This window comes from Neisseria sp. HMSC064E01, assembly GCF_001808875.1.
In the GTDB taxonomy this organism is placed as follows: domain Bacteria; phylum Pseudomonadota; class Gammaproteobacteria; order Burkholderiales; family Neisseriaceae; genus Neisseria; species Neisseria sicca_A.
The window spans coordinates 1-14425 of the sequence record NZ_KV794917.1 but is presented as its reverse complement, the minus strand read 5'-3'; the positions used below and the strand labels follow the sequence as shown (position 1 = coordinate 14425).

At 48.3% G+C, this 14425-nt stretch carries 9 protein-coding genes and 1 pseudogene; 1 reads left to right on the top strand and 9 read right to left on the bottom strand.

Annotated features, from left to right (window positions below; all coding sequences use genetic code 11):
• Positions 1-41 precede the first annotated feature (41 nt).
• The 9 genes and pseudogenes from fabG to HMPREF2572_RS04300 form a co-directional block, all read right to left on the bottom strand.
• Positions 42-788 carry a 3-oxoacyl-ACP reductase FabG gene (fabG, locus tag HMPREF2572_RS04335; RefSeq protein ID WP_070496398.1) on the bottom strand — a complete coding sequence of 249 codons (747 nt, stop codon included), beginning with the start codon at positions 786-788 and terminating at the stop codon, positions 42-44.
• A 128-nt stretch (positions 789-916) separates the two neighbouring features.
• Positions 917-1984 (bottom strand): WaaS/CpsH family glycosyltransferase, encoded by a 1068-nt coding sequence (locus HMPREF2572_RS04330; RefSeq protein WP_070496397.1) that lies wholly within the window; start codon positions 1982-1984, stop codon positions 917-919.
• A 318-nt stretch (positions 1985-2302) separates the two neighbouring features.
• Positions 2303-3367 (bottom strand): WaaS/CpsH family glycosyltransferase, encoded by a 1065-nt coding sequence (locus HMPREF2572_RS04325; protein ID WP_070496396.1) that lies wholly within the window; start codon positions 3365-3367, stop codon positions 2303-2305.
• A gap of 9 nt (positions 3368-3376) precedes the next feature.
• Positions 3377-3595: pseudogene (locus HMPREF2572_RS14765) on the bottom strand (hypothetical protein); the annotation flags it as partial.
• A 53-nt stretch (positions 3596-3648) separates the two neighbouring features.
• Entirely contained in the window at positions 3649-4653 is a 1005-nt protein-coding gene (locus HMPREF2572_RS04320) for a WaaS/CpsH family glycosyltransferase (protein ID WP_070496439.1), read from the bottom strand.
• Between the two features lie 83 nt (positions 4654-4736).
• Positions 4737-8456, bottom strand: a complete 3720-nt coding sequence (locus HMPREF2572_RS04315; RefSeq protein ID WP_070496395.1) for a glycosyltransferase — start codon at positions 8454-8456, stop codon at positions 4737-4739.
• A gap of 112 nt (positions 8457-8568) precedes the next feature.
• Entirely contained in the window at positions 8569-10422 is a 1854-nt protein-coding gene (gene msbA / locus HMPREF2572_RS04310; RefSeq protein WP_070496394.1) for a lipid A export permease/ATP-binding protein MsbA, read from the bottom strand.
• 305 nt (positions 10423-10727) lie between these two features.
• Positions 10728-11654 (bottom strand): ACP S-malonyltransferase, encoded by a 927-nt coding sequence (gene fabD, locus HMPREF2572_RS04305; RefSeq protein WP_070496393.1) that lies wholly within the window; start codon positions 11652-11654, stop codon positions 10728-10730.
• 19 nt (positions 11655-11673) lie between these two features.
• Positions 11674-12963 (bottom strand): DUF1294 domain-containing protein, encoded by a 1290-nt coding sequence (locus HMPREF2572_RS04300; protein WP_070496392.1) that lies wholly within the window; start codon positions 12961-12963, stop codon positions 11674-11676.
• 426 nt (positions 12964-13389) lie between these two features.
• Here HMPREF2572_RS04300 and HMPREF2572_RS04295 point away from each other — a divergent pair, with 426 nt between their 5' ends.
• Positions 13390-14121, top strand: a complete 732-nt coding sequence (locus tag HMPREF2572_RS04295; RefSeq protein ID WP_070496391.1) for a factor H binding protein domain-containing protein — start codon at positions 13390-13392, stop codon at positions 14119-14121.
• Positions 14122-14425 lie beyond the last annotated feature (304 nt).

The following is a 14425-nucleotide window of genomic DNA, read 5'->3' as shown; positions in this document are numbered from 1 at the left end:
GTACTGGTTTAAAGTTAATCCACTATATTTCCCAAGCCGAATCAAGGCATCAACATGCCGCCGTTGACGTGCAGCGTTTGACCGGTGATGTATTTCGCTTGGTCGGAAGCGAGAAACAAGACCGCATCGGCGATGTCCTGCGCTTCGCCGAATTTGCCCAGTGAAGTTTGCGCTTCGAAGGTTTTACGGGTTTCTTCAGGCAGGGCGCGGGTCATGTCGGTGTCGATAAAGCCGGGGGCGACGCAGTTGACAGTAATGCCGCGGCTGCCGACTTCGCGCGCCATGGATTTGGAGAAACCAATCAAGCCTGCTTTTGCCGCGGCATAGTTGGTTTGACCGGCATTACCCATCACGCCGACGACGGATGTGATGTTGATGATGCGGCCGGTGCGCTGCTTCATCATGCCGCGCAAGACAGCTTTAGAGGCGCGGAACACGGATTTGAGGTTGACCTGCATGATGTCGTCCCACTCTTCTTCTTTCATACGCATCAAGAGGTTGTCGCGGGTGATGCCGGCGTTGTTGACCAGAATGTCCAACTTGCCGAACGCTTTTTCGATGTCGGCAATCAGGTTTTCGATGGTTTCGGGTTCGGCGGAATTCAATGCACGGCCTTCGCCGCCCCATTGCGCCAGACGCTCGCTAATCGCTGCAGCGCCGCTTTCGCTGGTCGCCGTACCGATGACTTTGGCACCTGCCGCCGCCAACGTGTCGGCAATCGCCGCGCCGATACCGCGCGATGCGCCTGTTACCAATGCGATTTTGCCGCTTAAATCTTGTGTACTCATGTTTACTTCCTTGTTTTGGGAATGGAGTCTGTTAATTTCAGACGACCTTATAGCATAAATAGTGTGATGAATCTAATTTTTGAGGTCGTCTGAAAATACCAAAGACTTTCAGACGACCTCAAAGAGGCTTACTTGGGTAACGTGATTTCTTGATACGGAGGTAGATCCAATATGTATTTCAACCAGTTGTCGAAGCTGTATTTTTGGTAGATTTCGGGCGGCAGCTCGCGATAGGGTTTGGCAAGAAACTCCTCCATACCGTCAAAGGTTTTGCCGTCCCAAATATAGATATTGTCGGGATGATAAAAATCATATTTGGCAACTTCGGCATTGGTGGTAATCAGTTTTTTGCGATAACCGACCGCTTCGATTGTCCGAAACGATAAGCCCGTATGTACCGCCGCTTTAAAGTCCAGCAAGACGCGGCTTTGCAGTTCGCGTTTGATGTTGTCCTCAAATGTAAGCGGCTCTGCCGTCGCTTTGATACTGTCGGGATAAACATCGGAATGCTCGTTCAAACTGCCGTCGTTGACATGGAATATCGTGAAATCGACTTTCCAGCCTTTCTTTTCGGCATATTCGGAAAAAGTCGAAATGGCTTTGTCCCTGTCAAGATCGGGAACATGCGACCCTAGGAAATAAAAATCGTAGCGGTTTTCGGTATCGGCGTCCTTGTCTACTTCAAAATAAAAATTGGCGGCGGGAATGACTTTATCGCCGTATTTCCGATTGTCCTCGGGGTCAAAAGCATATACTTTGTCAAAAATATCAATGCTTTCCCAAATTTTGGGAAATCTGTCCAGCCCGTCCCATTGGTAGGCTGCCATCAATTTTTTGGTTTTGCGTTTGACCTGTTTCAGCAGATATTTCGGGTAGATTTGTCCGTTTAAAAACAATGCGTAATCAAAATACTCGAATGTTTTTATTTTCTCCATCATTTCTTGATAAATGTTCGCGAAATGCCGAAGTCGGGCTTTTTTCCTCAAAATTTCTTTTTTCTTTTTCTGCTTCAGGACTTTTTTGCACCAGAATGCCCCCAGCCTCATTTTTAAAGACGAATACTTGAAGGGGGGCGCGATATGGTCGTAGCTGATATCGACAACTTCAAATCCTTGTTTTTCTAAATTTTGGATAAGCAATTTATAAATGTCGTTAACTTGGTACATGCCTAATAGGATAATAGGTTTCCGAGACATGGTGTGTGTCCTCCTATTGATTTTAAAATCATCAACTTATTATTGTTATACAGATGAATAAATATCTTATTGCCCTGTTCAAACTGACCTTTGAAAACAGGATAGGTTTCAGATTCAGGAAACGGCAAGCGGGAGAAGGTACGGCAAACCGTACATTCTCGACGTGAAAGATGTCTTTTAACGGACCAACCGCCTGCGTTTGAACAGTCGGCGTCCGCGCGGCATCATTTATTGTGAATAGACGTTGAAAGTGCCGAAGCACTCAGTGAATAGTTTCCCTTTTATTTGTACCGCGTATCCCGCAAATTTGCTTATCCGCTATATCTGCTTAATGGCATCCTTGTCGATATGCGGCAGCCCGATCGGTATGTTCGGCTCGATATCGAAGGCGCAGTTTATCCAGTTACTGAAACTGTATTTGCGCTTCAATTCCGGCGCAATGGGGGCGAACGGTCGGGTCAGGAAGTCTTTGAGTTCGGCAAGATTGCTGCCGTTCCAGTAGAACATATTGTCGGGATGGTAAAAATCGTAATGCACGATGGTCGGATTGGTGGTAATCAGTTTTTTGTCCAAACCGATGGCTTCAAAAATCCGCAAAGACAAGCCGTAATGCTTGCGGTTGAGGAAGTCGACCAATACGGAGGATTTGGCGGCTTCTTCTAAATTCTGGCGGTAGGACAATGCGTTGGCAAACGAGAAGAACTGCACTTCGGGGATGCCAAGTGCGGCTTGCTCTTCGGCGATTTTCTTGCTCGCCAGACGGAAATCGATATCCAAACCGATGGCGCGTGCAGCATCACAGAACGCGCGAATGTCGCTGTTGCGGTCTTCTGCGTACGATCCGATAAAGAGGATTTTGTTTTCGTTTTTTTCAGACGACGTAAAGCTGTCGAAATAGAAACTTGTGGTCGGATGCAATACATGGTCGTATTCGGGCAGCTTGTTTTGATCAAACGGATCGAAGAAATAAAATTTGTCGAAAAATTCGATATTTTCAAAATCTTCTTTCAAGAAAGTCAGCGCTTCCCAGTTGTAATAGACCATCAGTTTGGCGTGGTTGCGCAGCTTGGAAATAAACTCTTTCGGATACGCGCCCAGCCAAATCATGAAGCAATAATCCGCCTGCTCGGGATATTGTTCCAACAACGCTTCCAGCCGCTCTTCCACCAAACGGAACATCACCCGTTTCTTGAAATCCCTCTGTCCAAGGATGTTGCGGTACCAAATTTTCTGCATGCGCTGGAAGATGCTTTTGTATTTAAATTCTTTTTCTTCGTAAGTCAGGGACAGCACGTCGAAGCCGCATTTTTCCAGATTCTCAATGATGAGCTCGTGGATTTTAAACAGCTCCGGCATAGCCAGGATAACGGTTTTCTTTTTCATAATCGTCGTGCGGTAAAGAGAAAGGGTCGTCTGAAAATATAGTGGATTAGCTTTAAACCAATACGGCGTTGCCTCGCCTTAAGCTCAAAGAGAACGATTCTCTAAGGTGCTGAAGCACCCAGTGAATCGGTTCCGTACTATCTGGATTTTGGGGAATTTTGCAAAGGTCTCTATCTGTACTATCTGCGGCTTCGTCGCCTTGTCCTGATTTAAATTTAATCCACTATACAATCAGGCAATGATGAAATTCTTAAAACGGCTACAGCACAGGTTCGCCTTAATTAATTGCCGATACCGAGCATACGGTTAAGCCATTGGGTAAACGAATATTTTTCTTTGATATCCGGACTGACCGGCTGATACGGACGCGCTAAGAAGTCAGGCAATTCGTCCAAGCTGCCGCCATCCCATAAAAACACATTGTCGGGATGATAAAGGTCGGTATCCCGTATGCTTTGGTTGGTCGTAATCAGTTTTTTATCGAACCGCAGGGCATCGAAAATGCGGAACGACAAACCGTAATGGTCAAACTGGGCAAAATCAACCACCGCCCCGCAGCTTTGTACCTTGCTTAAATTGTTTTCAAAACTCAGGATGCTGCTGCGGTCGAGATAAGTAATGCCTTTTGTACCGAAAGCTTTTTCGGCACGGTCGTCTTTGCAATAAATATGGAAATCCAAAGGCAGTCCGAGGCGTTCCGCTTCGCTGATGAAATGCTTGGTCTGCTCTTCCCTCCTCAATTCGTAGCCACCAAGGAAGTAGAGGCCGTCGTTTGACGGCAATTCGGGAACAGGCAAATCGAAGTAGAAGTTAGTCGTGGCTTTGAAACCGTACTCCGGATATTGCTCAATATCTTGCGGATCGAAAACCCAGCATTGATCAAAATAGTCCAGATATTCCAAGATATCGGGGAACCTCCCGATGCCGTCCCATTGGTAATTGACACATATTTCGCTGTGCGCACGAATGGCGGCAATGATTTCTTTAGGGTAGATATTGGCGCGGATACACAGGGCGTAATCCGCTTTTTTTCCGTTTAACGAACCCAGCTTGCGTGCAATATCATCCCGATAGCGGCTATATTTCAAAACTTTTTTGTAGTCGCCGTCTTTGGCAACATATTTGTAATATAGGTTTTTCACCCTGCTTGCCATATTGGGATAAAAAGAATCCCTGTCGTCGTAACAAAGGTTGACGACGTCGAACCCCAAAAAACGCAGGTTTTTTTCGATGCACTTGTCGAGTTCGTACATATAGGGAACGGCAAGGATGATGGTTTTATTCATGATTCGGGTGCGGGCGGTTAATCGGGGAGGGATTTTGTTTTCAGACGACCCTTTGCTGCCATCGAAAGGGTCGTCTGAAAACATCAATCTGCTTGGTTCAACAGTATTTCTTGATATAGGCCTGCCAATTCGTCTTTTTGTTCCGCAAAAGTCCGAATATGGCTTTTCGGCAATTCAATGACTGCGCCATCGTCCATTGCTTGATAGCGTTCGCAAACTTCGGCAATGGCGCGGCTCAATTCTTCCACGCCGCTGTCAAACGGAATGACCGTGCCGTTTTCGCCGTCGATAATGTCTTCGGACACACCGCCTGCATCCGTGGCGATTACCCAAACATCACGCAATACTGCTTCCCTGACCGTCAGACCGAAACTTTCTTTCCATTGTGTTGGGAACAGCAAAACATCGATTTCCGAGAAGAAATGGTCGATAGTATCTTGGCTGTAAGCAGGTTCGATGCGGAAGCGTTCCACGCCGTCGAAATCGCTGTCAAAGAACGAACGCGCGCCGACGTTGAGCATATTGTCCACAACAACCAGTTCGGTATTAGGGAAACGGTGTTTCCTGAAGGCGTCCAAAATCAGATGAACGCCTTTGATTTTGGTTTTTCCGCCGACATAGCCGAAGCGGATAACGTCTTTTTTCCGTTTGGATATTTGACCCAAGGGGCGGGTAACGCCGTTTTTGTTGACGAGGACGTTCCTGCCCAAGGTTTTTTCATGCAGTTCGGCAAAATATTTGCTGGGCGCAAGCAACATATCGATTTTCGCCAAGGCGCGGGCTATGGTTTTGCTCCGTTCGTCTTCGGTATTCCATTGCTCGCGGAAGACTTCATTTTCGTCAAGCATGAACTGGTTCGGACAAATCCACCAGGCGTCATGCAGGGTAACGAGGGTTTTGACACCAGCTTCCCGACAAATATCGACCATACCGACGCCCATGCTTTGAATGCAATGGATATGGGCGATGTCGGGCTGCACGAGTTCGATGATGTCTTTGACGGCAGCATCAAAACGCGGGTTTTCGTGGGCGGCCGCATCTTCTGAAGGAACGGCAACGCCGAAAACGGTCACTTTGCCGTATTCGTAACGGATGACGCTGTACGGCGGCAGCCAGCTCTTCATCGGCAAAGTCGTTACCGCATATATTTCATAGGCTTCTTCATCGGCAAGCAGTTTGTTCAGTTGCTCGGCAACAATTGTCGCCCCGCCAAACGATTGCGGATGATAGTAAACATTAAACGATAAGACTTTGGTTTTCCCTTTTGCGGCAGATTCAAAACGGACGGCGGGTGCAAGCTGCGTGCTGCCGATGGCTTGCGGGCTGTATGTTTCCGTGACCGTACGGTATGCCGCCTGCGCCATACTGTCGCGCAGTTCGGGATTTTGAATCAGGGTAGCGAACGCTTCATGCCATTGCTGTTCGCTGTCTGCCAGAAAGCCGTTTTCGCCGTTGACAATCACATCGGCGAAAGCTGCCCTTGGCGAACATACGGATGCCACTTTGGTAATCGATGCCTCAAGGTATTTGATATTGCTCTTGGCATCATTGAAAACGAAGTTTTCCAAAGGCGCGATGCTGATGTCGCATTCGGACAAATAAGTCAGGTATTCCGTATAGTTGCAAAACGGGATGCGCTCGATTTGGCTTTGTACTTCGTCGAAATATCCGGGCAGCTCCAAATAGCCGATGATTCTGAACCTGACATTCGGATTTTCTTTCAATATGTTGGCAAGTGCGGGAGCGGCTTCCAAAAAGTCGATGTTGTGCGTTTTGGTGCCCGAACCGTAAATAATCCGAATCAAGCCATCTTCTTGTTTTTTCAGACGACCCTCAATGTTGCGCGCCGCTGCCAGCGTTTCATCATCCAGCGCGTTTTCAACCACATAAACGGTTTCCAAACCTGCTTCCTTCATGGCTTTTGCCAGTCCGGAAGTCGAAGCGATGCCTTCGTCGCACGCCAACATGGCTTGACGGTAAAGTTTCGCGCCGTTAATCACGCCTTCTCTTTCTGCCGGTTCAAGCGAGTTGATGGTGCTGCTGGTTTTCAGGACATCTTCGTCAAAAATCAAATCATCGACATCCCATAATGTTTTGATGTTCAGACGACGGCATTCCGCAATTAAATCCATTACGCTGTCAAAACCGGGAACGCGGTAGAAAATCACCAAACTTGCCAAAGAAATCTGTTTCTTGGCTTCGTTGCTGTCCGTCCATGAAGTCACGGAACAAGGAATACCCAGCTCCTCAAGCATTTCTTGCTTTTGAATAACGCGGTATTTTTTGCATTGCGGAATACTGAGTTCGGCAATGATGGCAACTTTAGGCGCAAGCGTGTCGGCAGCGTGTTTGTTCAGCCGCTGGATAAACGTTTGCGGAATCGGGTCTGCCTGAACACCAAGAACTTCCTGTGCAACAACAGGCGAAGAACCGACCATTTTTAAAAGCTGTTTCACGCTTTTAATCGAATGGGTTTGCTTGTAATGGCGGCGTAAAAACTGATATGCCTTGCCGATACTGCCCTTCTCACGCACCAAAAGACGGAAGCCTTTGCGGTAGCGGTTGGCAGAGCTGATGGCCTGTTCGGTTTTAACGAACGGCTTGAATACCTTAACCGTCCACAACCCTTTGTATTTTGCCAATCGTTGGCTTTCCTGACGGATGTGCTGCTCCAATAAAGCACGGTTTTCATTGAGTCCGTGTATGGTTTGCTCGAACGATTGCCTGTTTTCATTCAAGGTATGGATGGTGTGTTCGAGCGACTGTTTTTCCTGCTGCAAGGTATCGATTTGTTTTTTCAGCAATTCGATTTGTTTTTCTTGTTCTTTTGATTGCTCTTCTGCTGCCTGGCTGCGCACCATCAACTGCATCAACATGTCGATTTGCTGTTGCAGAGACTCAGTCTGCTTGGCAGACAGTTCGGTTTGTTGCAGCAGTTTTGCCATTACATGCTGCAATTCTTGGTTTTGATTTTGCATATTGGTATTGTCTTCTCGCAATTGAAGGTTTAATTCGGATAAAGATTGGATTTGTTGTTCTAGTAAGGATATTTTTTGAATACAGTCGGAATATCCCAAATGATGTTGCATAAACAGCGCGCGGTTTTTCTCGTAAACTTTTTGCCAGTCTTCGCGGTTTAAATCAGGATTTTGTTCCAAGCGGTTAATCAGTGATGATCCGTCACGGCGTTTGCGGTAGCGGAACAACACTTCCGGAATACGGATAACGGTTCCGCCGTTGCTTAAGAGGCGTATCCAGAAATCCCAGTCTTCGTGTGTCGTCAGATTTTCATCAAATCCACCCAAGGCGGCAAAATCTTCGGCGCGGTGCATGGAGACGGATGAAGGAAAACGGTTGCCCATCAACAGGCTTTCCAAACCGTCATAGTCCGGCAGATTCCATAAGCCTTCTTGCGCATCGAAATATTCCGCCAACGGATACACCAGCTTGCAGTCGGGATTGTTTTCCAAAACCGTGACGCATTTTTCGATGTAATCCGGCAGGATGAGGTCGTCTGAATCGAGAAACAGGAAGTATTTGCCCCCCGCCAGCCGCGCCGCATGGTTTCGGGCGGCGGCAACGCCTTGATTGTTTTGCACGGCGTAACGTATGGCGGGCTTGTCCGCCAGAAACTCCCTCAAATAATCGGCGTGTTCCGGGGCGGAGCCGTCATCAACAATGATGATTTCAAAATTCTGATAACTTTGGTTAAGGACGGACTGGATGGTTTCTACAATGTATTCCTTACAGTTGTAGTAAGGGATCATCACGGAGACGGTGGGGGACTGGGCTTGATGATTCATGCGGATAGTTCCTTTCTGTCTGTTCGGCAGCCTTCCTTGTCTTGCAGCTTGGTGTTTTCAGACGACCTTTTAGACAAATCGTCCTTCAACTGACCGACAGATCGTCTGAAAATCAACCTGCTGCCTGTTTCGGCATATTGCGCAACATGGAGTAATAGCCGTTTTGAGCCATCAGCTCGCTGTGTGTGCCTTGTTCGACAATATGGCCTTCATCCATAACGATGATACGGTCAGCTTGTTCGACGGTGGTCAGGCGGTGGGCGACGATGATGCTGGTGCGGTTTTCCATCAGGCGTTCGAGGGCTTGTTGGACGAGGCGTTCGGATTCATTGTCCAGCGCGCTGGTGGCTTCGTCCAAAAGCAGGATGGGGGCATCTTTCAAAATGGCGCGTGCAATGGCAACACGTTGACGCTGACCACCGGAGAGTTGGTTGCCGTTTGCACCTATCTGTTGGTTCAAACCATGCGGCGAGCTTTCAACCAAATCTTGCAAATTCGCGGCTTTGAGGGCTGCCAATACTTCTTCTTCAGTTGCATCGGGACGGCTGTAACGGACGTTTTCCAAAAGAGTGTCGTCAAACAGGAAAACATCTTGGGAAACAAGGGCGAATTGGGAGCGCAGGTTGTTGAGTTTGATGTCTTCGATGTTGACATCATCCAAATAAACCGCGCCCGAGCTTGGTTCGACAAAACGCGGAAGCAGGTTGACGACAGTGGATTTGCCGCTGCCTGAGCGACCAACCAAAGCAACGCGTTCGCCTTGGCGGATGTCAAGATTGAAGCCGTCCAAGGCTTTTTTACCGTCTTCGTGGTAGCGGACATCGACGTTTTCGAATTTCAGACGACCTGAAACGTTTTTCAGATGTTTGGTACCCTTGTCTTGTTCAGGCTCGGTATCGAGGAATTGGCAAACCGCATCCGAAGCGATAAACATGGTCTGCATGGGGATGCTGATGTTCGCCAAGTTTTTGATCGGACCGAGCATTTGCAACATAGCAACGATAAATGCCATGAATTCGCCGATGGTGGTATAGCCTTGCTGACTCTGCCAAAGGGCGATAAAGATGACGACAGCCAAAGCAAACGACGCAATCAACTCACTGAACGGAGAACGCGCCGCGCTGGCTTGTGTGATTTTTTTACCGAGACGGACAATGGTGTCATTAACTTCGGCAAAGCGTTCAGACGCTTTCTTCTGACCGCCGAAGAGTTTGACCACGCGGTGTCCTTGGTGGACTTCGTTAACAACATTATTCAGCGTACCGATACTTTGCTGCGCACTGGCAATGATATCTTTCAGACGGTTGCGGTAATAGCGGGACAACAAAGACAGCAACGGAAACATCAGGGCGACAATCAGGCTGAGCTGCCAGTTCAAATACAGTAGGACGCAGACCAAACCGATGACAATCATGGTGTCGCGGGTCAGGACGATAAAGACATTACTGGCGTTGCTGATGGATGATTCCGCCATTTGCACCATGTTCATCAACACCGTACCGGACGGGGTTTCCTGATGGAATTTGGAAGAGAGTTGCAGCATCTTGGCAAACATATCGCGGCGCAGATGGCTGATTGCCATGACGGAAACCCAAGTCAAGAGATAGGTACTGACATAGCGGCTGATGCCTCGAATAATGACCAAAAAGATAAAAAATACCGGCACGACCCAGACTTTATTGGGTGTACCCCAAATCAAGTATGTAAATTGGTCTTTCCAGTTTTGCAGCGTGGCGACGATGCCGCCTGCGGTATTGAGTTCGGGCGGTGCAGAAGGCGGGGCGAAGCCTTGGTTGACCAAGGGGGCAATAAAGGCGGCAAGATAGCTTTCGGTGGCGGCGACGCCAAAGATAGCAATTAACGCAAAAATGATGCGGACTTTATAAGGACGGATGTAAGCCATCAAGCGCATGAAGCTGCGCGAATCTTCTTGGGTAAACAGGCCGAAGGTCAGTTTTTCTATCATTGGCTCGGTGTTCCGGATTAATGCAGATTGAATATTTTATCAATCTGTCGGATTGGTAAAGCCTATGATTATATCGCAACGAAGTTACCGATGCGACGAAATTGCTGTTTTTAAATGAATAACGATTTTTATTTCTGTAAAGTTTTTTCAGACGACGGCCTTAAATGTTCAAAATAAATTGATAGTGGACTGGAATGGAAAACATCCCCTATTGCCTTTCCCTTCCCTATTAAAACGCAACCAACAGACATTAAAAAACGACCTTTCATTAAGAAAGGTCGTCTGAAACAGACAAGGCGGCAAGTTTAATGTGCTTCGACAAAGGCAGCGACTTGTTCGGAATTGGTCAAAGCGCTGCACGCGGCTTCTTTGTTGATGCGTTTTGCCAAACCTGCCAACACTTTGCCCGGTCCGCATTCGGCGGATTCGGCAATGCCTTCTTCAACGAGTGCGTTGACGGTTTCCGTCCAGCGTACAGGGCTGTAAAGCTGGCGGACAAGCGCGTCTTTGATTTTCTCTGCATCGTCGTAAGCGGCAACATCGGCATTATGGATGACGCGGATTTGCGGCTGTCTGATTTCGACGGTTTTGAGCGCTTCGGCAAGTTTTTCTGCAGCAGGCTTCATCAGGCTGCAATGCGAAGGAACGGATACAGGCAGCGGCAGCGCGCGTTTGGCTCCCGCTTCTTTGGCTGCATTCATGGCGCGCTCGACGGCGGCGGCATTACCCGCGATCACGACTTGCCCGGGCGAATTGAAGTTGACGGCTTCGACCACTTCGCCTTGCGCGGCTTCTGCACAAATGGCTTTAACCTGTTCATCTTCCAAGCCGAGGATCGCCGCCATCGCACCTACGCCTTGCGGTACGGCAGACTGCATCAGTTCGGCGCGCAGTCGGACGAGTTTGACTGCATCCGCAAAATCCAATGCACCGGCAGCAACAAGTGCGGTGTATTCGCCGAGGCTGTGGCCGGCAACGACGGCTGGCGTTTTGCCGCCCGCTTCAAGATAGGCACGGTAAACGGCAACGCCGGCAGCCAGCATAATGGGCTGCGTATTCACGGTCTGCCCGATGAGTTCGGCGTCCGTACCGTTAATCATCGCCCACAAATCTTGACCCAAGACGGCGGAAGCTTCGTCGAAGGTGTTTTTTACGACCGATTGTCCTGCGAAGCCGTCCATCATATTGAGGCTTTGCGAACCCTGACCGGGGAAGAAAAATGCAAAAGACATGATATTCCTTTGTTTCAGTTTAGTTTTTCAGAAAATTCGTCAGAGGATTATCGGCGTAATGTATCAGCAGGGCATAGGTAATGGCAACATTTATTGCCACTGTCAGCCAGAAAATCTGAACAAAAGGAACTTTCTTGGTTTTGTGGCGGAACGCGGCGCGCGCAACCAATGCACCGGGCCAGCCGCCCAGCAGGCTGAACGCGTGCAGTTTGTTTTCTGGGATACGGTTTTGGTATTCGTTTTTACGTCTGATTTTGCGCGCGGACTCCATCGCCGTCTGCTTGTCCTGTTGATAGAGGATGAAGGCGGCGATACTGATAAGGACGTAAATGAAAAACAGTTTATTGGAAAGTACGGCGACAACGGTCAGGAAAACGACGGCGATGACGCTGTTGATCAGGAGTGCCTGCATATCGATATTGAGCCTGTTGTAGTCGGGTGGCAATTCGTCAAACAGGAATGCTTCGTCGCCCAGCCGGACAACCTTGACGGCTTGTTGGCGGTTGCCTTCTATCGGGCGGTTGCAGTAGAAACTGACGCGCTGTCCTGTTTGCGGACGGCTGGTATTGTAATGGTACGCGCTGATGTGGAAGAAAATATTTTGGGATTCGTCGCCGAAACGGATAAAGCCGTAGCCTTTGGCATCATCCCATGTGGTAATCGTACCGCTCATGACCTGATTGGGCGGCAATAGATTCTTTTGGGCAGATTTCGGAGCGGGATAGCGGGTTTCGGCAACCAAAGGCTGTTCGATTTTGGCTTGAACTTTCGGGCCGTGCTCCGGACGGAAAAAGTGTATGGTTTGAACATTTTCTTTTTTAGCTGGCGCAGCGTGTATCGATTCAGGCTCGGGTTCGGACTCAGGCGTACTGCGGATAACGGCATCGACCAGCAGCCACTGTCCGTTGGGGTGGCGGCGGAGCGTGCCTTCAAGGCGGTCGCCCGCCCTAGGCGTACGGGTTTGGTCGGCAAGAAACTGTCCCAGCACAAACACCGGCTGCCCTTCGTTTGAAACATCCATTCCATAACCGCCATTCTTCGACCAATCCCAGTCGGTCAGCGTAATGACCGCGCTGTCATTGTTTTTATAACCCGGATTGACGCGCTCGACATCCCTTGCGACGGCGCGGTTGTTTTCCGTTTCTATTTGAAAGCTGACACGGTGTCCGGTTTCAGGTTCTTGATAATCGGGGTGGAGGGATTGGCGGTTGGCAAAGATGCGTTGCGAAGACTCGTCGCAAATAATGGAGCCGCGGCTCATTTCCCCGAACCAATGGGCGATTGTCCCGTAATGTTTATTATGGTTCATTTTATTTTTATATTAAGGAAAAAATGTATTGGATAATCAGTTTTGAAATTATACCAATTTATCATAATCCATGTGGATTTTAACCATAATAAATAAAAGGTCGTCTGAAACGGTGTCGGTTTGAAGCAACTGCACGTTTTCAGACGACCTTTTTAGCATGAGACAGAGCCAGAATCCGTCTGCAACATTGGCTAAACCATTTGGAAAAGACATGACTGGATACAAAGATTTTTGAGAGAATTACCAACCGCCTCAGTGTAATCAAATGAAAAGATACCCTTAACCATCATCCATAAACCGCCCGCCTTTAAATAAAATAAGCTATTGAAAAATTTTAAAAAACATAAGACAATAAGTATCTTCATACCAGAAGAATATCTTTACATTATCCTTTACATTGTCGATAACTAACTTAGGGAAAATATCATGACAAACCTATCACGCGCCCTCTCTTTGACCATCCTCGCAGTCGCACTGGCCGCCTGTGGCAGCGGTGGCGGCGATTCACCCACCGCCCAAACAGCAAATAACACCAAGCCGCAAACGCCTGCCACCAAACCGTCAACCGACCAATCAGCCTCACAAAAACTAACCCTGACGCTCATAAACATGCCGGATGACAGCGTGAAGCGGCTTTACGAACTCCCCTACTCCACTGTTACAGGAATTACGAAAACAATACAGGCGAATGACGGTTCTTCTGATGAGAGAACCCATATCGAAATCGGCGGCAAGCCTACGCCTGAAGCAGCTCTGCCTAAGATGGGCAAGGTGATTTATAACGGCTTGGCTTTTAACAAATTCACCAACCCCACAGATGCCGATCTTGCTGCCGGAGCACGCCCAGGCTATTTAAGCTACACCATCGATTTTGACGAGCGCACAGGCGAGGGAGAAATTGCAGGGCTTCAGCTAGATGCCGGAGAGATTAGATTAAACAAAGGCAATCTGGAAAAAATCCATCTTGACGGACAGGAAGTCATTGGCGTACGAAGCAATGCCGATATCGCTCAAGCAAGCAATGGTCCGGCGCAGCAATACACCGATATCGGAGACTACGAACTGGGCCTTTTCGGACCCAACGCCGACGCGATCGCAGGGAAAATTGCCAACCCAACCTTTTCTATCGGTTTTGGCGGTACACGTAGTAACAAATAAAAACACTTGATACAGGCTTTCCACATAATGCCGGAGAAGCGGTCCTACCCAAATTCCGTATTATGTGGATTTCCGTAAGGCTTAAATGACGAAAGGTCGTCTGAAAACTGAAGTTGCACGTTTTCAGACGACCTTTTAATGTTCAGCAGAGATAACATCATCTTCCCCTGCTGCCTAACATACGTTTCGGATACCACCCTGAATCTTTTATAGATGTTAAACAGCTAACCCAGCCTTCAAAATACGAATCCCGGCACTCCTATCAAAAAGGTCCTTGGATTCGGATTTCAAGTGCAACACTAGT

Coding starts and splice junctions, on each gene's coding strand:
- HMPREF2572_RS04320 (WP_070496439.1), bottom strand. CDS start 4,653: ATGAATAAAACCATCATCCTTGCCGTTCCCTATATGTACGAACTCGAC.
- HMPREF2572_RS04330 (WP_070496397.1), bottom strand. CDS start 1,984: ATGTCTCGGAAACCTATTATCCTATTAGGCATGTACCAAGTTAACGAC.
- HMPREF2572_RS04325 (WP_070496396.1), bottom strand. CDS start 3,367: ATGAAAAAGAAAACCGTTATCCTGGCTATGCCGGAGCTGTTTAAAATC.
- HMPREF2572_RS04295 (WP_070496391.1), top strand. CDS start 13,390: ATGACAAACCTATCACGCGCCCTCTCTTTGACCATCCTCGCAGTCGCA.
- HMPREF2572_RS04315 (WP_070496395.1), bottom strand. CDS start 8,456: ATGAATCATCAAGCCCAGTCCCCCACCGTCTCCGTGATGATCCCTTAC.
- fabD (WP_070496393.1), bottom strand. CDS start 11,654: ATGTCTTTTGCATTTTTCTTCCCCGGTCAGGGTTCGCAAAGCCTCAAT.
- msbA (WP_070496394.1), bottom strand. CDS start 10,422: ATGATAGAAAAACTGACCTTCGGCCTGTTTACCCAAGAAGATTCGCGC.
- fabG (WP_070496398.1), bottom strand. CDS start 788: ATGAGTACACAAGATTTAAGCGGCAAAATCGCATTGGTAACAGGCGCA.
- HMPREF2572_RS04300 (WP_070496392.1), bottom strand. CDS start 12,963: ATGAACCATAATAAACATTACGGGACAATCGCCCATTGGTTCGGGGAA.